Origin of the sequence: Methylomonas sp. DH-1 (assembly GCF_046097555.1) — a bacterium.
GTDB classification, from domain to species: Bacteria; Pseudomonadota; Gammaproteobacteria; order Methylococcales; family Methylomonadaceae; genus Methylomonas; species Methylomonas koyamae.
Map to the genome: position 1 here is coordinate 435,303 of NZ_CP143089.1, position 24,955 is coordinate 460,257.

Genomic DNA, 24,955 nt, shown 5'->3' on the forward strand with positions numbered 1-24,955 from the left:
ATGGATTTTTGTCCTGCGCTCTATCGATAATAACTATAAAACTCTCGACCACGCCATGCCTACTGCTTCATTGAATATCGACATTCTGCTGGATAACCTGGAACTTGCCATCCGCCAGCAGATCGGCGAACGCAAACTGCATAATCCGCTGCTGATCGGCATTCACAGCGGCGGCGCCTGGGTCGCCCGCCACATGCATTTACGCTTGGGTATCGGCGAACCGTTGGGTTTGCTGGACATCACCTTTTACCGCGACGATTTTTCCCAAATCGGCATGCATCCCAAGGTCAAGACCAGCCAGTTGCCGCCGCATCTGGAAGGGCGCGATATCATTCTGATCGACGACGTGTTTTACAGCGGCCGCACCAGCCGTGCCGCACTGAACGAAATTTTCGATTACGGCCGCCCCAGCCAGGTAGTGCTGGCGGTGTTGATCGAGCGCAACGGCCGCCAAATTCCGCTGCAGCCCGATTGTCGAGGCATCCGTATCGATCTGGCCGAGGGCCAGCGGATCAAATTGACCGGCCCCGACCCGCTCGGTATCGAGATTCAGGACCTGGCCGGAGTCGCGGCATGACCCGGCATCTGCAACTGACCGAGCAAGGCAAACTCAAGCATTTTCTGACCATAGAAGGTCTGGACCGGGAGTTGTTGACCGAGATTCTGGACACTGCCGAGTCTTTCGTCGGCATGTCAGAACACCAGGTCAAAAAAGTGCCGTTGCTGCGCGGTAAGACCATCGTCAACCTGTTTTTCGAAAACTCGACCCGCACCCGCACTACCTTCGAATTGGCCGCCACCCGGCTGTCGGCCGACGTGTTGAACATGGACATCGCCCGTTCCGCGACATCCAAAGGCGAAAGCTTGCTCGACACGATCCGCAATTTGGAAGCGATGCAGGTCGACATGTTCGTCGTGCGCCATGCCTTGAGCGGGGCTGCCCATTTCATCGCCCAGCAAGTGGCGCCCCACATCAGTGTGATCAATGCCGGCGACGGCCAGCACGCCCATCCGACCCAGGCCATGCTGGATATGTTCACGATCCGCCAACACAAGAAACAATTCGAGGGCCTGAAAGTCGCGATTGTCGGCGACATCCTGCATTCGCGCGTGGCGCGTTCGCAAATCCTGGCTTTAAACGCGTTGGGAGTGGCCGAAGTTCGGGTCATCGCCCCCAAAACGCTGTTGCCGGCCCAGGTCAAAACCATGGGCGTCACGCCGATCCACGACATGGACGAAGGTCTGGCCGATGTCGATGTCGTGATCATGCTGCGTCTGCAAAAGGAGCGGATGAACTCGGCCTTCCTGCCCAGCGAAAGCGAATTTTTCCGCTGTTTCGGTTTGACCGAAGCCAAGCTGCAGCGGGCCAAGCCCGATGCGATCGTGATGCATCCGGGCCCGATCAACCGCGGCGTCGAGATCGCCTCCAGCGTTGCCGACGGTTCGCAATCGGTGATCCTGCAGCAAGTCAGCAACGGCGTGGCGGTAAGGATGGCGATCATGTCGATGGCCATGCAAAGCGGAGGTACGGCATGACCCCATTTCAGGACGGAAATTTTGCCCCGGCAGCGGCGGTCCGCCAGCGAGGTGCCGAGTGAGCAGGATTAAAATCGAGAACGGTCGCATCGTCGACCCGGCCAACGGCATCGACGCCATCGGTTCGCTGTATATCTCGGGCGGCAAAATCGTCGCCGTTGGCGAAGCGCTGGCCGATTTCGATGCGGAACAGACCATCGATGCGGCCGGCCAAGTGGTGTGCCCCGGCTTCGTCGACCTGAGCGTGCGCCTGCGCGAGCCGGGCCAGACCCAAAAAGGCAATATCCAATCCGAAACCCGGGCTGCACTGGCTGCCGGCGTGACGTCCTTGTGTTTGCCGCCCGACACCAAGCCCTGTATCGATACGCCGGCCGTGGTCGAGTACATTAAAGACAAGGCGGAGCAGGCCGGCTATTCGCAGGTATACAGTATCGGTGCGTTGACCCAGCGCCTGGACGGCAACGAACTCAGCACGATGTTTGCCTTGAAACAGGCCGGCTGCATCGCGGTGGGCAATGCCAGCGCGCCGCTCGGCAATTTGTTGATTTTGCGCCGAGCTATGGAATACGCCAGCAGCCACGATTTGCTGTTGATGTTCCGCGCCAACGAGGCGTCGCTATCCGGCAAGGGCTGCGCCCACGAAGGCGCGGTCGCCAGCCGTTACGGCTTGCCGGGCATTCCGGAAGCGGCGGAATCGATTGCGTTGGCGCAGTGTCTGGAACTGGCCGAATTGACCGGCTGCCGGGTGCATTTCAGCCAAATCAGTTGCAAGCAATCGGTGATCAAGATCCAGCAGGCCAAAAAGTACGGTCTGAACGTCACCGCCGACGTTGCGATACACCAACTGCATCTGACCGAAAACGACATCGAACCGTTCGACAGCAACTACCACGTGATGCCGCCGCTACGCGCGGCGATAGACCGCCAATACCTGCGCGAAGCCTTGGCCAACGGCACCGTCGACGCCATTTGTTCCGACCACCAACCGCACGACCTGGATGCCAAGCTCGGCGCGTTTCCGGAAACCGAATCCGGCGTGGCGGCACTGGAAACGCTGTTGCCGTTGACGCTGGCGTTGACCGGTCAACACCGGATCGGTTTGGCGCAAGCCCTCGCCGGCCTGACCTGCAATCCGGCGCGGATTATGGGCTTGGCCGCCGGCACGCTGGCAATCGGAGCGAACGCCGACGTCTGTATTTTCGACCCCGCTCTGGTCTGGCGGGTCGAGCGCCCGGCCTGGCTCAGCGCCGGCTGCAATACGCCCTATTGGGGGCGCGAGTTGATCGGGCGCGTGACCCACACCTTACAAGGCGGACGGGTGGCTTACCGGCTGCAGCAACCCGCGGCAACCAACCGGGCCTGACCTCCGTAACCGTGACGGCGGGCAGCCCTCGCCAAGGAAGCAAACATGAGTTGCATCAAAAACCGAACCAGCAGTTCCGCATCGACCAGCATTATCGACGATTTGAAGGGCGATCAATCCTGGCGTATTTTTCGCATCATCAGCGAATTTACCGAGGGTTTCGACGAATTGTCCGGCCTGTGCGACGCGATTTCGATTTTCGGCTCGGCCCGCTTGAAACCGGAGCATCCCTACTACGCCAAGACCGTGGAAATTGCCGACCTGCTCAGCAAACACGGCTTTGCCATCATCAGCGGCGGCGGGCCGGGCGTGATGGAGGCGGCCAATAAAGGCGCCATCGCCAACGACCAGCCTTCTATAGGGTTGAATATCGAATTGCCGATGGAACAAAAGCCCAACCCTTACCAGAACATCGCGCTGAATTTCCGTTATTTCTTCGTGCGTAAGGTGATGTTCGTGCGCTACTCGATCGGTTACGTCTGTATGCCGGGCGGTTTCGGTACGCTGGACGAATTTTTCGAAGCGCTGACCTTGATGCAGACCCACAAGGTCTATCCGATTCCGTTGGTGTTGTTCGGCAGTGATTTCTGGAACGGGCTGATGGACTGGATGAAGGCGAAAATGCTCGAATACGGCACGATTTCCGAAGAAGATTTGGCGCTGATCACCGTCACCGACGACCCGCACGAGGTCGTCAAAATCATGGTTGCCCACCGCGAATGGAAAGACCGGCAACGCAAAAACTAGTCGAACCGCAACTTTTCGGACCGTTGCCGGTCCCAGACCGGCAAACTTTAAAACCTTAATCAGACATGACCGCTACCAGCCCAGATTCCTGCCAAACCGCGCTGCAACAACTCAAACACCACATCAACAGCCAAATCATCGGCCAGGAAGTCCTGGTGGAACGGATGTTGATCGCGCTGCTGGCCGACGGCCACCTGTTGGTGGAAGGTGCGCCGGGTCTGGCCAAAACTCGCGCCATCAACGTTCTTAGCCAGGGCATTCAGGCCGATTTTCACCGGGTGCAATTTACCCCGGACCTGTTGCCGGCCGATTTGACCGGCACCGAAATTTACCGGCCGCAGCTCGGCAGTTTCGAATTTCAGACCGGCCCCTTGTTTCATAACTTGATTCTGGCCGATGAAATCAACCGGGCGCCGGCCAAAGTGCAGGCGGCGTTGCTGGAAGCGATGGCCGAGCGGCAGATTACGGTCGGCAAAGCCACTTATCCGTTGCCGCAACTGTTCATGGTCATGGCCACGCAAAACCCGATCGAACAGGAAGGCACCTATCCGTTGCCGGAAGCGCAGCTCGACCGGTTTTTGCTGCACGTCAAAATCGATTATCCGGACGCGGTCCACGAACAAGCCATTCTGCATTTGGCCCGTGCCGAAGCCAGAGGCGCCTTGCAGGCCGGCGCCGCGCCGGCGGTAAAGATCAGTCAGCAAACCCTGTTCGCCGCCCGCGGCGAAGTGCTGGACCTGTATCTGGCCGACAGCCTGGAGCAATATTTGTTGCAGATCGTACTGGCAACCCGTAAACCGGCGGCCTACGGCCAGGACTTGGCAGGCTGGATTCAATACGGCGCCAGCCCGCGGGCCAGCATCGCGCTGGACCGTTGCGCCCGGGCCAAGGCCTGGCTGGCGCAGCGCGATTTCGTCGATCCGGCCGATATCCAGGACATGGCTTACGACGTGCTCCGCCACCGGCTGATTTTGTCTTACGAAGCCGAAGCCGAAGGCATCACCGCCGACTATGTGGTCAAGGAACTAATCGCCAGAATCGCCGTGCCCTGATGAATGCGCAACCAACGGCCGACAACCCGCGGGTGGCCGTCTCTCTAAAAGCGTTGGTCGATCTGGCCAAACCGGCCGCTGCGATTAGCCTGGGCCATGCCAACATCCGCGCGGCGCAGAGCGGGAATTACCTGTCGCATCTGAAAGGGCGCGGCATGGCATTCGACGAAACCCGGCTGTACCAGCCCGGCGACGACGTGCGCCGCATCGACTGGCGCGTCACCGCCCGCACCGGCAAACCGCACAGTAAGATTTTCAAGGAGGAACGGGAGCGGCCGATGTTCATCGCCGTCGATTACCGGGCGGCGATGGCGTTCGCTACCCGCGGCGTATTCAAATCGGTGCAGGCAGCTCGACTGGCGGCTTTGCTGGCTTGGGCCGCACTACAGCAGGGCGACCGCATCGGCGGCCAGATATTCAGCGAAGCCGGCTGCCAGGAAATCCGTCCGCAAACCGGCAAACCGGCCTTGCTGCGTTTTTTGAATGCCCTGGTAAAACCCGTCTATAGCGGCGATCCGGCCGCTACGCTCGACCTGCCGTTGTCCCGATTGCTGCACCATGCCCGTCCCGGCAGCCGGGTCTATATCCTCAGCGACTTTCGCGGCCTGAACCCCGCCGCCGAGCGGCATCTGGCCAATTTGGCCAAGCACTGCGAAGTGGTCCTGGTTCACATCGCCGATCCGCTGGAAATCAGCCTGCCCGGCAAGGGTCGCTACCGGTTTACCGACGGCTTGCGGGAAATCCTGTTCGACAGCGGCGACCGGCAACGGGCGGAGGCTTACCGGCAACGTTTCGCCGACCGCCGCCGGTTGTTGCAAAAGTTGTCCAACCAATTGCGTCTGCTGTTGATTCCCTGCAGCACGCAGCAAGCGGCGCTGGACGTGCTGACCGGCGCCCGGCCGCAATACCGCTAGCGTTTAGAACGACCATGCCCGCTTCCCTGAATCTTTTACGTTCCGCCAATCTGGCCGCCCCGGCGCTGCGGGCACGGCAAGCCGGATTTATGCGGCCATGGCATTTCGCCGGCGGCATCGGTTTGCTGGCGGCCGCGATTTTTCTCGGCGGTTGGTTGGGGATGAAACTGGTGATTCCGCCCGGTTATTCCAGCCCGCTATGGCCGCCGGCCGGGATTGCATTGGCCGCGCTGCTGATATTCGGCCGCCGGTTCTGGCCCGGCATCTGGTTGGGGGCGCTGCTGAACGAACTGGCCACGGCTGCGAGTTTCTCCGGCCAATTGGACTTGGCCGCTATTGCCGCCGCGTCGCTGATCGCCAGCGGCAGTACCCTGCAAGCCGTGGTCGCGTCCGTGTTGTCCGAAAAATACCTGCAGCCTGGCTTGCCGAAGCTGGAGACGCCGGGCGCCATCCTGGCATTTTTCGTGTTGGCCGGCCCGCTGGCCTGTTTGACCGCACCCAGCGTTGGTGTCGCCACCCTGTACGGCCTGGATTTGATGCCCGGCGACGAGTTGCAAAACTCCTGGCGAAACTGGTGGATCGGCGACAGCTTGGGGGTGATGGTGATCGCGCCGTTGCTATTTTGCGTCTGCGGCCGGCCGCAGGCGTTGTGGCGGGCGCGGCGCTTGAGCGTGGCCTTGCCGCTGCTGGGAACTTTGCTGGCGCTGGTTTTAGTGTTCATGCAGGTGTTTCGCGCCGAGCAAACCCGGATCCAGCAGGCCTTCGACAATCGGGCCGCCGCCATCGAAACGCTATTGGTGGAATATACCACCCATGTCGTCGACAGCAGTCTGGCGTTGCGGGATGTGTTTCTGGCGTCCAGCGATGTCAGCCGCGCGGAATTTGCCGTGTTCGCCCGCGGCATTTTGGAACGGCATCCGGAAATCCAGGCCTTGGAATGGTTGCCGCGCATCCGCCTCGAGCAACGCGCAGCCTTCGAGGCCAAAGTGCAGCAGGAAGGCTACGCCGGCTTTCGCATTACCGAGCGCGGCGCCGACGGCGGTTTGGCGCCGGCCGCCGAACGCGCCGAATATTTTCCGGTGGCCTACGTCGAGCCGATGGTCGGCAACGAAAAAGCGTTCGGCCTGGATTCGCTTTCCAATCCGCTGAGCAAACTGGCCAAGGACGAGGCCCGCGCCACCGGCAAGCCGACCGCGTCGGCCGGCCTCAGTCTGATGCAGGTCAACGGCTCGGCGCCGGGCGTATTGGTGTCGATACCGGTGTTCAAGGCGGCGGCCGGCGTTAGCGGCCAGGATTTTGCCGGTTTCGTATCGGCGGTGATTTTGCCGGCGCGGATGGTGGAAGTCGTTACCAAGGGACTGAACACGCAATCGCTGGACATCAGTATCGAAGATACCGCCGGCAGCGGCGTGCATAAGGAACTGTTTGCCAAGCGTCTGCCGGCCACGGTAAGGCAAAATTACGCGCTGCGGGATTGGCAGCGCATCTTCAAGTTCGTCGACCGCGATTGGCGGGTGACGATCTCGCCGAGTAGCCTGTTCATCAACGAACAGGGTTCTTCCGTGCTGTGGGTGACCTTGCTCGGCGGGCTTTGTTTCACCAGCTTGATGAACATTATGCTGTTGATCGTCAGCGGCCGTACCGCCGCAGTCGAAGCTTTGGTCGAACAGCGTACCCGCGATCTGGAAACGGCGGTGGCCGAACAAAAAGCCGCGGCGCAACAGGCGCAGGAGTCGGAGCTGAAATTGCGCACTATCGTCGAATCGCAACCGGAATGCGTAAAACTGCTGGCGCGCGACGGCAGCCTGCTGCAGATGAACCGGGCCGGCCTGGACATGATAGAAGCCGATAGCTTGCAACAGGCCCAGGATTGCCGGTTGGAATATCTGGTTGGCGCCAAATACCGTAGCCAATTCAAGAAATTGATCCGCCGCGTCTTCGCCGGGGCTTCCGGCACGCTGGAATTCGAAATCACCGGTTTACGCGGCGGCCAGCGCTGGCTGGATACCCATGCCGTGCCGATGCGCGATGCCGACGGCAATATTACCGCCTTGCTCGGCCTGTCGCGCGACATTACCGAGCGCAAATTGGCCGAGGATGATTTGAAACTGGCCGCCCGCGTATTCAGCGCAGCCCACGAGGGCATTTTGATCACCGACGCCGCCGCCAACATCATCGACGTCAATCCGACGTTTTGCGAGATTACCGGATACAGCCGGGACGAGATCGTCGGCAAAAATCCAAGCATTCTGCAATCCGGCAAATACGGCCCGGAATTCTATGCCGAGATGTGGCGCGAGTTGCGCCAGCACCAGCATTGGCACGGCGAATTGTGGAACCGCAAGAAAAACGGCGATTTATATGCGGAATGGTTGACGATTTCGGCGTTGTGCGACAGCGACGGCCACATCACGCATTACGTTGGCTTGTTTTCCGACGTGACCCAGGCCAAACAACAGCAACAGCTTTTGGAGTTGGTGGCGCATTACGACCCGCTGACCCGCTTGCCGAACCGGATATTGTTCGCCGACCGTCTGAGCCAGGCTATCGCCCACAGCAAGCGGGACAAGTCGCTGCTGGCGATCTGCTTTCTGGATCTGGACGGTTTCAAACCGGTCAACGACGTGTTCGGCCACGACGTCGGCGACCGGGTGCTGGTGGAAGTGGCGGAGCGCATCAAAAATGCCATACGCGAGGAAGACAGCGTGTCGCGCCACGGCGGCGACGAATTTGCGTTGCTGCTGCGCGATATCGACACGCTGGAGCAATGCGAGCAGGCCATTCTGCGCATTCACCAGGCGATTTCCGAACCGTTCGCCATCGACGGCCAGCAAGTCACGGTCGGCGCCAGCAGCGGCTATACCTTATATCCGCTGGACGATGCCGATCCGGACGGCCTGTTGCGTCACGCCGACCACGCCATGTACCAGGCCAAATTGGCCGGCAAGAACCGCTGCCAGTTGTTCGATGCGACCCAGGACCAGCAGATCATGCATCGCCACCAGCAATTGCGCGATATCGAAGCGGCCTTCCTCAACGGCGAAATGTGCCTGTATTACCAGCCCAAAGTCGATATCAAGCGCGGACGGGTGGCCGGGGTCGAGGCGCTGATCCGTTGGTTGAGCCCGCAACGCGGCATGGTGCCGCCGCTGGATTTTTTGCCGGCCATCGCCTCCACCGATCTGGAAATCCGCATCGGCAATTGGGTGATCGAGCAGGCCTGTCGCGACCTGGCGGCCTGGCGGGCGCAGGGGTTGAAGTTGGAAGTCAGCGTCAATATTTCCTCTTACCACTTGCTGTGGCCCGGGATTCAGGACCATATCGCCGGCATCTTGCGGCAACATCCCGAGGTTCCGGCGCAAGCCTTGCAGCTCGAAATACTGGAAAGCACGGCGTTGGACGATTTGGGCGCCGTGAACCGCATCATCAAGAATTGCCGGGAACAACTCGGCATCAGCGTGGCGCTGGACGACTTCGGCACCGGCTATTCGTCGTTGACTCATTTGCGGCATTTATCGGTCGATACCGTCAAAATCGATCAGACCTTCGTTCGCGACATGCTGGACGACCCGGACGATTACGCCATTATCGACAGCGTGATCGAGCTGAGCCAGGCTTTTAACCGTAAGGTGGTTGCCGAAGGCGTCGAAAGCCAGGAGCAGGGCGTCGTGCTGTTGTTGCTGGGCTGCCGGCTGCTGCAAGGTTACGCCATTGCCAGGCCGATGCCGGCCGCCCAGGTCGCCGAATGGGTCGCCGGCTACCGGCCTTTTGCCGACTGGAATTTCTATGCCAATGCCGAGTTGACGCCGGAACAGACCATGATCGCGATTCGGCGCTGCGATGCCCGGCAATGGTTGCAGCGGGTGCGGGATTGCCTGTACGGTGCCGGGCAGAAGCCGGCGCCGGCCTGGCCGATCATGGATCGCAAACGCACCCATCTCGGGCGCTGGCTGCGCCAGGCCAAGCAGGAGCGGCAATACGCCGAGGATTGGCTGGAACGGCTCCAGCAATTGCAGCACGATTTGCACAGCCAAGCCGACCGCTTGAAGCATCGGTACGATGCCGGCGAGTTGGCGGCAGCGCAAGCCGGGTTTGCCGATTTGCAGGCGCTACAACAGGAAATCGACGAACGTCTGATCCTGTATACTCAACTTCCCTGAATTCGATAACGCCAACGATGGAACAATTGCCGTTAAGAGATATTCATTTGCCCGACGCCGTCGGTTTTTGGCCGCCGGCGCCCGGCTGGTGGGCGTTGGCGCTGTTGCTGCCGGTTTTGGCGCTTGCCTTGCGCCAACTTTATAAAAGAATGCGCCGGCGCAGCGCCGTTAAAACCGCCGGCAAATTGCTGCAAAGTATGCGCCGCCAACCCAACGGCGATGCCAAACAAACCGTGGCGGCCTTGTCCGCGTTGCTGCGCCGGGTCGCAATGAGTACCGCGCCGCGGCGGGACGTGGCCAGCCTCAGCGGCCACGCCTGGCTGCAGTATCTGGACCGCTCCCTGCCGGATGCGCCGTTCACGCAAGGTCCGGGCCGATGCCTGGCCGATGCCCACTTCCGGCCGCACGCGCCGGCCGAAGCCGAGCTGGACGCGGTGTTCGAGCTGTGCGAACGCTGGCTGAAACAACAGGCGAAACACGCATGATAACGCTGGTCTGGCCTTGGCTGTTGGCCCTGGCGCCGTTGCCGCTGTTGCTGCGGCGCTGGTTGCCGGCCCAGGTTCCGGCCCGGCAAGCGGCGTTGAAAACGCCGTTTCTGGACGATTTCGGCAGCGATCCGGGGCAAATCGCCAGCAGCGAACGGCGCTGGCCGCTATGGCTGGCCGCTTGCGCCTGGCTGTGTCTGCTGCTGGCGGCGGCGCGGCCGCAATGGCTGGGCGAGCCGTTGGAGCAGGCGGTCAGCGGCCGCGATCTGATGCTGGCGGTCGACGTATCCGGCAGCATGCAGGAGGAAGACTTCCTGTTGGGTAAACAGCGGGTCGACCGGCTGACCGCGATCAAACAGGTGGCCGGAGAGTTCATCATGCGCCGCGCCGGCGACCGTCTCGGCCTGATTCTATTCGGTACCCAGGCTTATCTGCACGTACCGTTGACCTTCGACCGTAAGACCGTGCAGACCTTGCTCGGCGAAGCCTTTATCGGCATCACCGAAGACGAACCGAAAACCTCTATCGGCGATGCCATCGGCCTGGCGATAAAACGCCTGCAAGACCAGAAAGATTCCAGCCGGGTGCTGATTCTGTTGACCGACGGCGCCAACACCGCCGGCGAACTGGAGCCGCTGAAGGCGGCCGAATTGGCCGCCGAACACCACTTGAAAATCTATACCATCGGTATCGGCGCCGACGAGATTTTGGTGCGCAGTCTGTTCGGCACCCGCCGGGTCAATCCGTCGCTGGATTTGGACGAAAAGACCTTGACCGCCATCGCCGATACCAGCGGCGGCCACTATTTCCGCGCCCGCAATACCGAGGAATTGGAACGCATTTACCAAATGCTGGACCAACTGGAACCGGTGGAAAAAGACAAACAATATTTCCGGCCGCGCACGGAGCTGTTCCATTGGCCGCTGGCACTGGCCTTGTTGCTGGCCGGTTTGGTCGCCACCGGGAGTTTGCGGTGGAGCTGATGCCGGCAGAGTTCCATTTCTTGCGTCCGCTCTGGTTTCTGGCCTTGGTGCCGGCAGCTTTGCTGTTGCTGAAACTGGCGCGGCACCGGCAAAGCCGGGCGAATTGGACTGAAGTTTGCGATGCGGAACTGCTACCGTTTGTACTGCAGGACCAACCGGGGGCAGCGCAACAGCGCCACAGCGTTGCCGCCGCCGCGCTGGCGGCAGTACTGGCGGTCACCGCGTTGGCCGGCCCGACCTGGGAGCGTTTGCCCAGCCCGGCCTTCAGAAACGATGCGGCTCTAGTGATTGCATTGGACTTGTCCAAATCGATGGATGCCGCCGATATCAAGCCCAGCCGCATCGGCAAGGCCCGCTACAAAATCGCCGATCTGCTGAAACAGCGCAAGGACGGCCAGACCGCGTTATTGGTTTACGGCGGCGACGCCTTTACCGTGACGCCGCTGACCACCGACACCGCGACCATCGACAGCCAGTTGCCGGCATTGACCACCGACATCATGCCCAGTCCGGGCAGCCATACTGGTATCGCCATCGAACACGCCGCCAATTTGTTGCGCCAGGCCGGGCTGGCCAAGGGCCATATCCTGCTGGTCACCGACGGTGCCGACGCCGACGTGGCGGAACAGGCCGAGCAGTGGCTGGGCGGCTACCAATTATCGGTGTTGGCGGTCGGTACTGCCGACGGCGCGCCGATCCAGGCGGCCGGCGGCGGCTTTTTGAAAGACCGCAGCGGCAATATCGTCGTTGCGAAAATGGACGAAGCGACGTTGGCAACTCTGGCCCGCCACGGCGGCGGCCTTTACCAGCCGGTAACGGCCGGCGACGAAGACGTCGAAGCCTTGAGCCGGGCGTTTAACGCAGCACAAACCGATCCGCAAAACCGGGATTCGAATTTGCTGTTGCAGCAATGGGACGAGAAAGGCCCGTGGCTGGTTTTGCTGGTGTTACCGTGGGCGGCGCTGCAGTTCAGGAAGGGTTTGCTGCTCTGGTGCCTGTTGAGCCTGGCGCCGCTACCCAGAAACGGATACGCGCTGGATTGGCAAAGTTTATGGAAAACCCCCGACCAACGCGCGCAACAAGCCTTCCAGCAGCAGCAATACCAGCAAGCGGTCGAGCAGTTCCGCGATCAAGCCTGGCGCGCCGCCGCCCAATACAAGGCCGGCCAATACGAACAGGCCGCCGAAACCTTGCAACACGCCGACAGTGCGGAAGGCCATTACAACCGCGGCAACGCGCTGGCCCTTGCCGGCCGGCTGCCGGAGGCGGTGGAAGCTTACCGCGAAGCCTTGCGGCTCGACCCGCAGCACCAGGACGCGCGCTTCAACAAGGAATTAGTCGAGAAGAAATTGCAGGAACAGCAACAACAGCAACAGCAACAGCAAGCGCAGTCCGGTCAAGCCGACCGCGACCGGCAGGCGCAATCGGCTGAGCAACAACGAGAACCAGCGGCGGAGCAACGGCAGTCTGGGCAGCAACCGCAAACGCCGCAGGAGCCGAAACCAGCGGATGAACAACAACCGGCGCAGCCCGACCCGGCCCAAGCCCAGCCCAAGGACGCCAAACCGGAACCGCAGCCGGCGCAATCGGCCGCCGAGGTCGAGCAGAACGAAACCGAGCGCGCCAACCAACAGCTATTGAAACGTATCCCCGACGAGCCCACCGGTTTGTTGCGGCGTAAATTCAAATACCAATACAGCCAACGCAATCGCCGGACTCAGGCCGAAAACCCCTGGTAAAGCGAAGCGTAACCCGTTCCACAGACTGATGAGAAGACGATGGATATTGGCCTGATACTGCTCTTGATTTTGCTCAACGGCGTGTTCGCCATGTCGGAAATGGCGCTGGTGTCGTCCGGATTGGCCCGCTTGCAGAAATTGGCCGGAGAAAAGCGCGCCGGTGCCGCCACCGCATTGAAACTGCACCAAGACCCGTCCCGGTTTTTGTCGACGGTCCAAGTCGGCATTACCTCGGTCGGCATCCTCAGCGGCGCGCTCGGCGAGAGTGCCTTGACCGAGCCGCTGCAGCGCTACCTAGCCCAATTTCCCTGGTTGGCGGCTTACGCCGACAGCATCGCTCTGATCGCAACCGTGGTTGCCATCACCTATTGCTCGGTCGTGGTCGGCGAATTGGCGCCGAAGCGCTTGGCTTTGCTGAATCCGGAACGGATTGCCCTGGCCGTCGCCAAACCGATGAACATGTTGGCTGCGCTCGCCAGTCCGCTGGTCTGGTTGCTGTCTTCGTCCAGTTCGCTGTTGTTGCGCTTGTGCGGCGCCCACCAGCCGCCGCAGGCCAGCGTGACCAACGAGGAAATCAAGTTGCTGATGGAAATCGGCGCCGAGTCCGGCGTGTTCCATGCCAGCGAACGCCATCTGGTCGGCAACGTCATGAAACTCGACGAGCAGCGGGTCGGCGCGGTGATGACGCCGCGGCTGCAGATTTATGCCGCCGACCTGCAGGACGGCGACGCCGCGGTGCGGCGCAAGATTGCCGAATGCCCCTACGCCAGAACCGTGATTTGCCGCGGCGGGCTGGACAACATCGCCGGCGTATTGGCGCGCAGCGATTTGCTGCTGCCGGCGATGAGCGGAACGGCGTTCGAAATTGCGCCGTTCGTCCGCACGCCGCATTACGTGCCGGAGACGATGACGCTGGTGCAACTGCTCGAGTATTTCAAAGCCAATAAGGCCGATTTGGCGCTGGTGGCCAACGAATACGGCGATATCGAGGGCCTGGTGACGTTGAGCGATGTGTTAAAGGCCATCGTCGGCGAACTGCCCGGCGGCGACCTGGATGTCGACATTGCCGAACGGGCCGACGGCTCTTGGTTGGTCGACGGCGGTGTCTCGGTGCAGCGCCTGAAATCGTTGATCGGCATCAGCGGCGAACTGCCCGGCGAAGCCGACAATGCCTACCATACGGTGGGCGGCTTCGTCTTGTTTTACCTGGAAGACATTCCGCGCGTCGCCGAAACCTTCGAATATCGGGAATGGCGGTTCGAAATCGTCGACATCGACGGCGTGCGGATCGACAAAGTGCTGATCACACCGCGCCCCGGCGAAGAATAAGCGCCGGGGCCGGCCGGTTGCGGCAGCGCCGGGCTAGCAGATTACTGACAAAAGGAAATAACCATGCAAGTACAGCGATTCTTAACCCTGTTCCTCGTTTTAGTGTGGCGGGCCGGACCGGTTCCGGCCGCGGACATGAAACCGTTGCTGGAAGCGTCGCCGGCGTTGATGAAATTGTTGACGATAGAGGAAGTCAGGCCCGGCGAGATGCGGGAGTCGTTGAGCTTGTCGGCACAAGTGGACTTAGACCAGCATCGGGTGGCCCGGATCGGTGCCAGCGTGACCGGCCGCATCACCGAAATCAATGCCATGTTGGGCCAGAACGTCAAGAAGGGCGACCGGCTGGCACTGTTGAACAGCACCGAACTGAGCCAAGCCCAATCGGATTATCTGAAAGCCACCTCGCAAGTCAATTTGCGGCGGATCACCGTCAAGCGCGCCGAACGTTTGCTGGAAAGCGGGGTGATAGCCGAAGCCGAGTTGCAGGAACGGCAGGGCGTGCTGGTTGAAGCCGAGGTGGACTTGCGCGCTGCCAGCGACCGCCTACGGGTGATGGGCATGAGTGAGGCCGATCTGAAGCGGCTGGACAAGCAGCGCAGCATCCATTCGTTTTCGCCGGTCACCTCCAGCATCGACGGCGTCGTGATCGAGCGTAACGTTGCGATCGGCCAGGTGGTGCAGCCGGCCGACAGCCTATACACGGTCGCCGATTTGTCGCAACTGTGGCTGGTCGCCGAGATCCCGGAACAACAGGCGCACTGGGTGCACCAGGGCGACCAAGTGCTGGCCGAGGTGCCGGCGCTGCCGGGCGAGAGCGTCAGCGGCAAATTGATATACGTCTCCGATCTGGTCGATCCCGACACCCGCACCGTGACGGTAAGAATGGCGCTGGCCAACCCGCAACGGCTGTTCAAACCGCAGATGCTGGCAACCCTGAAAATCAGCAAGCCCGGCGCCCAGTCGCTGCTGATTCCTAGCCAGGCGGTGGTGCGGGAAAACGATAAAGACCACGTGTTCGTGCAGAACGCCGACAACCGCTTCGAATTGCGTCCGGTCAAACTGGGCCGCGAGGAAGCGCAAAAGCGCGAATTATTGGATGGACTGCGGCCCGGCGAAAAGATCGTCGTCAACGGCGCCTTTCATTTGAACAACGAACGCCTGCGCAGCACATTGGAGTAAGCCATGGTCAACCGTCTGATAGAACTGGCGCTGCAACAACGGATTTTGGTGGCGGTGCTGGCGGTGGGTATTGCGTTGTTCGGCGTGCGCGCGGTGCGGCAGCTGTCGGTGGATGCGTTTCCGGACGTGACCAACATCCAGGTGCAAATCGCCACCGAGGCCACCGGAAAATCGCCGGATGAGGTCGAGCGGCTGGTGACCGTGCCGCTGGAAATCGCGATGGCCGGCTTACCGGGGTTGGAGGAAATGCGCTCGCTGAATAAAAACGGCCTGTCGCTGATCACGCTGATTTTCACCGACAAGACCGAAGTGTATTTCGCCCGGCAGTTGGTGATGGAACGCCTGATCGAAGTCAAGCAGCAGATGCCGCCCGGCGTCAACCCGGTGCTGGGACCGGTATCGACCGGTCTGGGCGAGGTTTACCAATACACGCTGGACCGCGACGACGACGGCGAGCGGCCGTTGACCCAGGAAGAATTGCAGTACCGGCGCGAAGCGCAAGATTGGGTGGTCAGGCCATTGCTGCGCGGCATACCCGGCGTGGCCGAGATTAATTCCCAGGGCGGTTACGTCAAACAGTACCAGGTATTGGTCAATCCCAACCGCTTGCACCATTACCGGATTTCGTTGAACGAGGTATTCGAGGCCTTGGCCCGCAACAACGCCAACAGCGGCGGCGGCGTACTGCCGCACTATGCCGAGCAGTATTTGATCCGCGGCGTCGGTTTGATCAACGACGTCAACGACATCGGCAATATCGTATTGAAAGAGGAAGACAGCGTGCCGGTGCACATGCACGACGTCGCCGAAATTAAAATCGGCCACGAAGTGCGGGCCGGCGCGGTCATCAAAAACGGTTACACCGAGTCGGTCGGCGGCATCGTCATGATGTTGCGTGGCGGTAACGCCAAGGAAGTGGTGAGCCGGATCAAGGAGCGAGTGGCGGAAATCAACGCCAAGGGCATGTTGCCGGGCGGCTTGAAAATCGTGCCGTATTACGACCGCAGCGATTTGGTCGACGCGGCCTTGCATACCGTAACCAAGGTGTTGATGGAAGGCATCGTCTTGGTCGTCATCATTTTGTTTCTGTTCCTGGGCGACGTGCGTTCCAGCCTGATCGTGGTCGGCACGCTGATCGTGACGCCGTTGGTGACCTTCATCATGATGAACCAGCTAGGCTTGTCGGCCAATCTGATGTCCTTGGGCGGGCTGGCGATTGCTATCGGCTTGATGGTGGACGGCTCGGTGGTCGTGGTGGAGAACGCGTTCCGCCTGCTCGGCGAGCGCAAGGGTCGCGCCACCAGCCGGGTGCGGGTGGTGCAGGCCGCGACCCAGGAAGTGGCGACGCCGGTGTTGTTCGGCGTCGGTATCATCGTCCTGGTGTTTTTGCCGCTGATGACGCTACAGGGCATGGAAGGCAAGATGTTCGCGCCGCTGGCCTACACCATCGCCATCGCCTTGCTGATTTCGCTGGTGGTGTCGCTGACCTTGTCGCCGGTGTTGTGCGCATTTGCGCTGGAGGGCCACGACGGCGAACACGACACCCGCTTGATTGCCTTTATCAAACGCCATTACCTGCGCTTGCTGGATTTTGCCATGGCCAACCGGCTGAAAGTGGTCGGCGCCGCTGTGGCGACGTTTATCGGCTCGTTGCTGCTGTTGCCGTTGCTCGGCACCTCGTTCATTCCGGAAATGAAGGAAGGCTCCATCGTGCCGGCAATTAACCGGATGCCGAATATTTCGCTGGAAGAAAGCATCAACGTCGAGATGCAGGCGATGAAAATGGTCATGCAGATTCCCGGCGTCAAGAACGTGGTGTCCGGCGTCGGCCGCGGCGAAAGCCCGGCCGATCCGCAATCGCAAAACGAGTCGACGCCTATCGTCACTTTGAAACCGCGCGAGGAATGGCCGCAAGGCTGGACCCAGGACAATATTGCCGATGCGATGAGCGATAAGCTGGTGGAAAACCTGCCCGGCATGCAGGTGGTGATGGCGCAACCGATTTCCGACCGGGTCGACGAGATGGTGACCGGCGTGCGTTCCGACGTGGCGGTAAAAGTGTTCGGCGACGATCTGGCCGAGCTGAAACGGCTGGCCGACGCAATCGCCGGCGTTGCCAACGGCGTCAACGGCGCCCGCGATATCCGGGTCGAGCGGCTGACCGGCCAGCAGTATTTGAACATTACCGTGGACCGCCAGGCGATTGCCCGCCACGGCCTGAATGCGTCGGACATCCACGACGTGATCGAAACTGCGATTGCCGGCAAGGTGGCGACCGAGATTTACCAGGGCGAGCGGCGTTTCTCCGCTGCGGTGCGGTTGCCGGAACCATTCCGTAACAATATCACCGCCATCGACCAGTTGATGCTGACCTCGGCCAACGGGGCGCGGGTGCCGCTGGGCGACGTCACCAAGATCAGCCTGAACGACGGTCCGGCCCAGATCAGCCGGGAAATGGGCAAGCGGCGGATAGTGGTCGGCATCAACGTCCGCGACCGCGATTTGGGCGGTTTCGTCGCCGAATTGCAAAAAGCCGTGGCCGACAAGGTCAAATTGCCGGAAGGCTACTATCTTCAGTGGGGCGGCCAGTTCCAGAACATGGAGCGGGCCTTGGGCCATTTGCAAATGATCATTCCGGTGACGATTGCGGCGATCTTCTTTCTGTTGTTCATGCTGTTCAAATCGCTGCGTTTTGCGGCGTTGATCATTTTGGTGCTGCCGTTTGCCTCGATCGGCGGTATCGTCACGCTGTTTCTGAGCGGCGAGTACTTGTCGGTGCCGGCCTCGGTCGGTTTTATCGCCTTGTGGGGCATCGCGGTGTTGAACGGCGTGGTGCTGGTGTCGTATATCCGGGCGCAGCGCGAGAGTGGCTTGAATCTGGAATATGCGGTGCGCCGCGGCTGCGAACAGCGTTTCCGGCCGGTGATGATGACGGCGACGGTGGCCTTGCTCGGGTTGGTGCCGTTTCTGTTTGCGGTCGGACCCGGTTCGGAAGTGCAAAAGCCGTTGGCCATCGTCGTGATCGGCGGCCTGATCAGTTCCACCTTATTGACCCTGGTGGTATTGCCAGTGTTGTACGGCTGGTTCGACGGCCGCCAGGATGTTCATAAACCGTTTTCGATGAAATGAACCGGGTTTTTGCCTATGCGTAATTGTTTGCTGCCTTGTTGGTTGGGGTTGTGCTTGTTTTTGCTGAGCGGCGTTGCCGGCGCCGCCGAGATCGGCGTTGCGGTGGACCGCAATCCGGTCGGGCTGAACGAATCGTTTCAAATCACCTTTACCGCGGCCGAGCAACCGGACGGCAGTCCGGATTTCGAGCCGTTGCGGCAGGATTTCGAGATCGTCAACCAACAACGCAGCACTAGCGCGTCCTGGGTTAACGGCAAAAGCAGCCGCAACGAACAATGGCTTTTGACGGCAATGGCCAAACGTAGCGGCGAGTTGACGATACCGGCGATTGCCTTCGGTGCCGACAGCAGTAAGCCGTTGGCGCTGACGGTGACCGAAACCGCGCAGCCGACCGCAAAGGACGACGAGCTGTTCCTGGAAGTCTCGGCAACGCCGGAGCAGCCTTACGTGCAGGCGCAGGTGATTTACACGCTGAAATTGTTCCGCCGGGTCCAGATTACCCAGGCCAGCCTGAGCGAGCCGGAAATCAAGGATGCCCTGGTGGAAAAACTGGGCGAGGACAGCACTTATTCGACCCAGATCAAGGGCGTCGATTATTGGGTAACCGAGCGCAAATATGCCATTTTTCCGCAGCAGAGCGGGCTGTTCACGATTGCGCCGCTGGTGTTGAACGCCGAATACGTCAGCGGCCGGCAGCAGCCGCGATTCAACGGCTTTTTCAACCGGCCCAGCACCGAAACCCGGCGGGTGGTATCGAAAGCCGTGACGCTGAACGTGCGCGCGGTGCCGGCCGAGTTTAAAGGCGCTTGGTTGGGCGCGGAATCGCTGGAATTGAGCGAGAGTTGGTCCGACGCCTCCCGCCAAGCCAAAGTCGGCGAGCCGCTGACCCGCACTTTGACCCTGAAAGCCAAGGGGGCGACGGTCGGCCAGTTGCCGGAGTTGTTCGACAAAACCCCGATCGACGGCATCAAGACCTATCCCGACCAACCGCTGTTGAACGAAGACAAACAAAGCGGCAGCTTAACCGCGTCGCGCGAGGAGAAAATCGCCTTCATTCCGTCCAAGCCCGGCGAATACAGTCTGCCGGCGCTGCACATCCGCTGGTTCAATACCAAAACCCACAAAATCGAGGAAGCCGCATTGCCGGCCGCCAAAATCAAGGCCTTGGCCGTTGCCGGAACAGCGGGGCCGGACGTTGCCGCGGCCGCCGCCAAGCCGGCCGAACCCGGCGCGGTTGCCGCAACGCCGATCGGCGTTTGCTCGGATAGGGAAACCAGAGTGTGGCAGGTGGTGTCGGCTATTCTGGCGCTGGGGTGGCTGCTGACGGTAATCGGCTTGGTTCGCCGCCGCCGCAACGGCGGCCGGAGCGGCGCTAGCAACCCGGCTTCGGCCGAAAGCGCGCTGGAAAAAGCCTTGAAGCGGGCCTGTTGGGAAAACAATCCGCAAGCGGCCAAACAGTTGTTGTTGCAGTGGGGCAAAACCCGCTACGGTAGCGACAGTCTGGCCGGTTTGGCGAATTGTTGCGGTGAGACGCTACGCAGCGAAATCGATAGCTTGAACCGGTTGCTGTATACCCCCGGCGGCCAGGACTGGCAGGGACGGGATTTGTGGGCGGCGTTCAGCGCCGAACCGCGGCAGGTCAGCGATGTGGCGGACAACGGCGACGGCCTGGAGCCCTTGTTCAAAATCTGAGCTAACCGCGCCGCTCCAGGTGGGCCAAAGCCATGTACAGCGCGGCGATAGAGCGCGCCTCGCTGCATTCCCCGCTGGCCAACAGGCTGTCGATGGCTCGCAGCGACCAGGGGACCACCTGTAACTCCTCCGGTTCGTCGCCTTCCAATTTTTCCGGGTACAGCTCTTCGGCCAGGATGATGTCGATGGTGTGTTCCAGATAAGACGGCGCCAGCGAGACCCGGTGCAGATGTTGCAGTTTGCCGGCGCCGTAGCCGATTTCTTCCTTCAACTCCCGGTTGGCGCCGCTGAGCATATCTTCGCCGGCGTCGAGTTTGCCTTTCGGTAGGCCCAGTTCGTAGCGGTGGACGCCTGCCGCATATTCCCTGACCAGTAATACCGTTTCCGGATCCAGCATCGGGACGATCAGTACCGCGCCGTGGGAGGTGCTGCGCGCCAGCCGTTCGTATTGGCGGCGTTCGCCGTTGCTGAATTCCAGGTCCAGCGCTTCGATGCAGAACTGGCGGGTCTGGGCCAGTACCGTCTGTTTCAGGATTTTCGGTCGCTTGGGCATGGTCGTTGGCGGGGTAGCGATTAAGGCCGGTGGTCGGGCTTGGGTTATACCCGAAAAAAGTCGACCGCGCTTTGCAACTGTTCGGCCTGGGCGTTGAGTTCCTCCGCCGTTGCCGCCATTTCTTCGGACGCTGCCGCGTTTTGCTGGGTGACTTTGTCGAGTTGCCGCATCGCCTCGCTAATCTGGCGTACGCCGACAGCCTGTTCGTCGGAGGCGGCGCTGATCTCTTGCACCAGTTCCGAGGTCTTGGCGATATTCGGCACCACCTCGCCGATCAATTGCCCGGCCCGTTCGGCGATGGCGACGCTGTTGGACGCCAATTCGTTGATTTCCGCCGCCGTCGTGCGGCTGTTTTCCGCGAGTTTTCTGACTTCGGCGGCGACCACGGCGAAGCCCTTGCCGTGCTCGCCGGCCGAAGCCGCCTCGATCGCGGCGTTCAAGGACAACAAGTTGGTTTTGTAGGCGATGTCTTCGATCACACCGATTTTTTTGGCGATTTGGTGCATCGCCTTGACCGTCGCCGTTACCGCGTCGCCGCCTTGACCGGCTTCTTCGGCCGAGGATTTGGCCAATTGTTCGGTGGCGCGCGCGCTTGCCGAATTGTGTTGGACCGAGGCGCTGAGTTGTTCGACGGCGCTGGTGGTTTCGTCGACGCTGGCCGCCTGCTGCGTTGTGGCCTGGCTGATCGATTGCGCGGTGGCGTTGACTTCCCGCGAAGCAATGCTCAATGTTTCGGCGTTGCTTTGCACTTGGCGCACTGTTTCGGCGAGTTGGTCGGCCATGGTTTTCAAATCGAACAACAGGCTGCCAGTGTCGCCGGGTTGGATGTCGATATGCGCCGTCAGGTCGCCCTCCGCCATTTGTTTGACGGCTGCCGCGGCGTAACTGGGTTCCCCACCCAGTTGCCGCATCAGGCCGCGGGTGATCAGGTAAGCCGCAGTGCCGCCGCACAGGACCGACAGCAAAGCCATCAGCTCGATGATGCGAACGCTATTGCTGACCGCGGTGCGCGCCTCCTTGCCGGTGGCTTCCATCAATTCGGTTTGAAACGCGATCAAAGCGGTTGCGTTGTCGAAGTAACGGCTTTGCAGTTGCCGGATTTCGTTTAGCAAGTAATCGGCGGCCTCTTGCTGTTTGCCTTGCCGGGCCAGGGCGATAAAGCGGTCTTGCGCCGCCACATACGGCGTCCGGGCGTCGAGTATGGCTTGCAATAAGCGGCGGCCCTCGGGGCTCTCGATTTTGGCGTCGAGCTTGTCCAGGTTTTCCTTGATTTTGCCGCGAGCTTGCTGAATCCGCACCAACTCTTTTTCGATCGTGGCTTGGTCTTTGACGATCAGGGTATTGCGCATCGAGCGGGCAATGACGTTGATGTTGTCGATGATGTCGTGGGTCCAGACCGTTTTCGGAAATTTATCCTCGACCATGTTTTCGATATTGGCCTGCAGTCCGTTCAAGTTGTTGACGCTGACCAAGGCGACGACGGCCAGCAACAGCATTACTCCGCCGAATCCGAGTCCGAGCCGGGTTTTGACAGTCAATTCACGCATATGGGCTTCCTTTGTCTAGTGCCTGGGCTTTGCTTGCCATTGTAAAGCGTTGCCGGTACGGCGGATAGGGTTGAATTGGCCGAAGCTGCCGTAGCCGGCGGCGTCCGGCTTATAATTGGCGAAAAATTAACGGAGAATTTTAGCGATGTTGGACTGGCGGCAAATCGAGACGGTGATGCTGGATATGGACGGCACCTTGCTGGACCTGAATTTCGATAACCATTTCTGGCAGGAATTCGTGCCGGAACGCTTCGCCCAATTGCACGGCTTGACGCTGGAGCAGGCCAAACAAGCATTGGCGCCGCGCTTCAAGGCGATGGAAGGCCGTTTGGAGTGGTATTGCCTGGATTATTGGAGCAGCGAGTTGCGGTTGAATATCGCCGGCTTGAAGCAGGAGCTGGCCGGCCTGATAGCGGTGCATCCGCACGTGGTCGAGTTTCTGGATGCGTTGCGCGGCAAGCGGCGCCTGCTGTTAGTGACCAACGCCCACCGCGACAGTCTGAATCTGAAAATGGAGAAAACCTGTCTGCACCGCTTCTTCGACGAGATCGTCAGTTCCCACGACTTCGGTTTTGCCAAGGAACAACAGGGCTTTTGGCAAGCTTTGCAGCAACAACATCTATTCGAGAAACACAGCAGTTTGTTGGTCGACGACAGCCTGGCCGTGCTGCGCTCGGCGCGTCAATTCGGCATTGCCCATCTGGTTTCGATCAGCAAGCCTGACAGCCGGCGCCCGGTCAGGCCGATTGCGGAGTTTCCGGCGATTGAGGATTTTCGGGCGTTGATGCCTGGCTTGCAGCCGGATGCGGCCGGTGTTCCCTAGGTTTGCGCTCGGGCCGCGGCGGACGTTTGCCGTGCGGTACCACCCGTTCGCGCGGCTCGCGGCGTTCCGGCTTGGCGACGTGTTCGGCCAGTAGTTCCGGTTCGATCGCCGCGACCGGTACTTTTTCGCCGATATAGTCTTCGATGTCCGGCATCGAATAGGCGTATTCCTCGCAGATGAAGCTGATCGCTTCGCCGCTGGCGCCGAAGCGGGCGGTGCGGCCGATACGGTGCACGTAATCCTCGACGTCTTGCGGCAGGTCGTAGTTGAAGACGTGAGACACGTCCGGAATATGCAGGCCGCGGGCGGCAACGTCGGTGGCGATCAGTAGGTTGACCTGGTTGTCCTGAAACGCGGCGAGCAGTTTTTGCCGTTTTTCCTGCGGCACGTCACCGCTCAGCATCGCGACTTTGTAGCCGTTGGCTTGCAAGTAATCGTCGAGCCGTTCGGCGCAACGCTTGGTATTGACGAAAACGATGCTGCGCTGCGGCTGGTGGTGTTTCAATAAACCCAGCAGCAGCGGAATCTTCTGGTCGTTGGCCGGGCAATAAGCGATTTGCTTGATGGCTTTGGAGGTGACTTCCTCGGGTTCGATCCGGATCAGCACCGGGTTGTTCATGTGTTCGTATGCCAGCTCGGTAACCTTGTAGGACAGCGTGGCCGAGAACAGCAAATTCAGGCGTTTGTCGGCCGGCGGCATCCGCCGCAGCAGAAAACGGATGTCCTTGATAAAGCCCAGGTCGAACATGCGGTCGGCTTCGTCCAGCACCGTGACCTGGATGTTGTCCAGCGTAAACGCGCCTTGTTTGTAGAAGTCGATGATGCGCCCTGGCGTGCCGATAATGATGTCGACGTTGGTCTTAATCTTGTCCAGTTGTTTCTGGTAATCGGTGCCGCCGTAGATCAGCGCTAACTTCAGGTTCAGATATTTGCCCAGCACCAGTGCGTCCTTGTGGATCTGAATCGCCAGCTCGCGGGTCGGCGCCAGGATCAGTGCCCGCGGATTCTTGATTTTTTCGCTTTCGTCGTTGATCAGGTGCTGGAAGGTGGCGAGCAGGAAGGTCGCGGTTTTGCCGGTGCCGGTTTGCGCTTGGCCGGCGATGTCTTTGCCGCGCAAGGATAACGGCAGGGACTTATCCTGGATCGGGGTACAGTTGATGAAACCCGCTTCTTTCAGACCTTTGATGATGGAGTCGGACAGCTCCAGATTGCTAAATCGCGTTTCTGTTAAGTGTGTTTTTTTCATAACTCGCTAGAATAACTCAAAATGCGGCGCGGTTGAAATCGATTGACAATTTAAGCGCGGCGAAACTATAGTCTTGGCTTTGCAAACTAACGGAGAATGGCGTGAGCGACCTAGTCCTTCATGTATCAGACGCTGATTTTAACGAAACAGTCTTAAAAGCCGGCTCACCGGTATTGGTCGACTACTGGGCCGAATGGTGCGGCCCTTGCAAAATGATTGCTCCTGTACTGGATGAAATCGCATCCGAGTACCAAGGCAAACTGACCGTCGCCAAACTCAATATCGACGAAAATCCGAAGACCCCGCAGCACTACGGTGTGCGCGGTATTCCTACCTTGATGATTTTCAAGGGCGGCGAGGTGGAGGCTACCAAAGTCGGCGCCTTGACCAAATCGCAGTTGGCCGCATTCATCGACAGCAACCTGTAGTACGGCTGCACCGGGCTTGTCGAAAATGTTTTGATAAGTCCGGTTATTGC

At 60.3% G+C, this 24,955-nt stretch carries 19 protein-coding genes; 16 read left to right on the forward strand and 3 right to left on the reverse strand.

The genetic code is table 11. From position 1 onward, the window contains the following. Positions 1-55: 55 nt before the first annotated feature. The 14 genes from pyrR (at position 56) to VXJ35_RS02050 (ending at position 20,308) form a co-directional block, all read left to right on the forward strand. Positions 56-577 carry a bifunctional pyr operon transcriptional regulator/uracil phosphoribosyltransferase PyrR gene (pyrR, locus tag VXJ35_RS01985; RefSeq protein ID WP_064020276.1) on the forward strand — a complete coding sequence of 174 codons (522 nt, stop codon included), beginning with the start codon at positions 56-58 and terminating at the stop codon, positions 575-577. Then, on the forward strand, positions 574-1,536 hold the full coding sequence (locus tag VXJ35_RS01990) for an aspartate carbamoyltransferase catalytic subunit (RefSeq protein WP_064020277.1): 963 nt from the start codon (positions 574-576) through the stop codon (positions 1,534-1,536). Before pyrR ends, VXJ35_RS01990 begins: the two co-directional genes overlap by 4 nt. A gap of 58 nt (positions 1,537-1,594) precedes the next feature. Continuing rightward, positions 1,595-2,899 carry a dihydroorotase gene (locus VXJ35_RS01995; RefSeq protein ID WP_064020278.1) on the forward strand — a complete coding sequence of 435 codons (1,305 nt, stop codon included), beginning with the start codon at positions 1,595-1,597 and terminating at the stop codon, positions 2,897-2,899. Between the two features lie 45 nt (positions 2,900-2,944). Then, entirely contained in the window at positions 2,945-3,646 is a 702-nt protein-coding gene (locus tag VXJ35_RS02000; RefSeq protein ID WP_064020279.1) for a TIGR00730 family Rossman fold protein, read from the forward strand. Positions 3,647-3,711: 65 nt separating this feature from the next. Beyond that, on the forward strand, positions 3,712-4,698 hold the full coding sequence (locus tag VXJ35_RS02005; RefSeq protein ID WP_064020280.1) for a MoxR family ATPase: 987 nt from the start codon (positions 3,712-3,714) through the stop codon (positions 4,696-4,698). Beyond that, positions 4,698-5,612, forward strand: coding sequence for a DUF58 domain-containing protein (locus VXJ35_RS02010; RefSeq protein WP_064020281.1), 915 nt, complete (start codon positions 4,698-4,700; stop codon positions 5,610-5,612). The genes VXJ35_RS02005 and VXJ35_RS02010 overlap by 1 nt, the downstream gene beginning before the upstream one ends. A 14-nt stretch (positions 5,613-5,626) precedes the next feature. Next, a complete protein-coding gene (locus VXJ35_RS02015; RefSeq protein WP_064020282.1) occupies positions 5,627-9,772 on the forward strand; it encodes an EAL domain-containing protein in 4,146 nt (1,381 codons plus the stop codon). A 17-nt stretch (positions 9,773-9,789) separates the two neighbouring features. Continuing rightward, positions 9,790-10,257 (forward strand): DUF4381 domain-containing protein, encoded by a 468-nt coding sequence (locus tag VXJ35_RS02020; protein WP_064020283.1) that lies wholly within the window; start codon positions 9,790-9,792, stop codon positions 10,255-10,257. Further along, complete coding sequence (locus tag VXJ35_RS02025) at positions 10,254-11,240, forward strand: VWA domain-containing protein (RefSeq protein ID WP_064020284.1); 987 nt, start codon at positions 10,254-10,256, stop codon at positions 11,238-11,240. Before VXJ35_RS02020 ends, VXJ35_RS02025 begins: the two co-directional genes overlap by 4 nt. Further along, positions 11,240-12,979 carry a VWA domain-containing protein gene (locus VXJ35_RS02030; RefSeq protein WP_064020285.1) on the forward strand — a complete coding sequence of 580 codons (1,740 nt, stop codon included), beginning with the start codon at positions 11,240-11,242 and terminating at the stop codon, positions 12,977-12,979. Before VXJ35_RS02025 ends, VXJ35_RS02030 begins: the two co-directional genes overlap by 1 nt. A gap of 39 nt (positions 12,980-13,018) precedes the next feature. Continuing rightward, a complete protein-coding gene (locus VXJ35_RS02035) occupies positions 13,019-14,308 on the forward strand; it encodes a hemolysin family protein (RefSeq protein WP_064020286.1) in 1,290 nt (429 codons plus the stop codon). Between the two features lie 63 nt (positions 14,309-14,371). After that, positions 14,372-15,487: an efflux RND transporter periplasmic adaptor subunit gene (locus VXJ35_RS02040; RefSeq protein ID WP_082880768.1), complete on the forward strand. Its 1,116-nt coding sequence runs from the start codon at positions 14,372-14,374 to the stop codon at positions 15,485-15,487. A 3-nt stretch (positions 15,488-15,490) separates the two neighbouring features. Beyond that, positions 15,491-18,616, forward strand: coding sequence for an efflux RND transporter permease subunit (locus VXJ35_RS02045; RefSeq protein ID WP_064020288.1), 3,126 nt, complete (start codon positions 15,491-15,493; stop codon positions 18,614-18,616). Positions 18,617-18,631: 15 nt separating this feature from the next. Then, positions 18,632-20,308, forward strand: a complete 1,677-nt coding sequence (locus VXJ35_RS02050; protein WP_064020289.1) for a BatD family protein — start codon at positions 18,632-18,634, stop codon at positions 20,306-20,308. A gap of 1 nt (position 20,309) precedes the next feature. Here VXJ35_RS02050 and nudE read toward each other — a convergent pair whose 3' ends face one another. Continuing rightward, positions 20,310-20,861, reverse strand: coding sequence for an ADP compounds hydrolase NudE (gene nudE / locus VXJ35_RS02055; RefSeq protein ID WP_054762356.1), 552 nt, complete (start codon positions 20,859-20,861; stop codon positions 20,310-20,312). Between the two features lie 44 nt (positions 20,862-20,905). Next, positions 20,906-22,408: a methyl-accepting chemotaxis protein gene (locus VXJ35_RS02060; RefSeq protein ID WP_064020290.1), complete on the reverse strand. Its 1,503-nt coding sequence runs from the start codon at positions 22,406-22,408 to the stop codon at positions 20,906-20,908. A 145-nt stretch (positions 22,409-22,553) separates the two neighbouring features. On the opposite strand from VXJ35_RS02060, the gene yrfG reads away from it, so the two are divergent. Then, entirely contained in the window at positions 22,554-23,231 is a 678-nt protein-coding gene (yrfG, locus tag VXJ35_RS02065; protein ID WP_064020291.1) for a GMP/IMP nucleotidase, read from the forward strand. On the opposite strand, the gene rhlB is transcribed toward yrfG, so the two are convergent. Continuing rightward, positions 23,146-24,477: an ATP-dependent RNA helicase RhlB gene (gene rhlB, locus VXJ35_RS02070; RefSeq protein ID WP_064020292.1), complete on the reverse strand. Its 1,332-nt coding sequence runs from the start codon at positions 24,475-24,477 to the stop codon at positions 23,146-23,148. The genes yrfG and rhlB overlap by 86 nt on opposite strands. Positions 24,478-24,578: 101 nt before the next feature. On the opposite strand from rhlB, the gene trxA reads away from it, so the two are divergent. Next, positions 24,579-24,905 (forward strand): thioredoxin TrxA, encoded by a 327-nt coding sequence (gene trxA / locus VXJ35_RS02075; RefSeq protein WP_054762347.1) that lies wholly within the window; start codon positions 24,579-24,581, stop codon positions 24,903-24,905. Positions 24,906-24,955 lie beyond the last annotated feature (50 nt).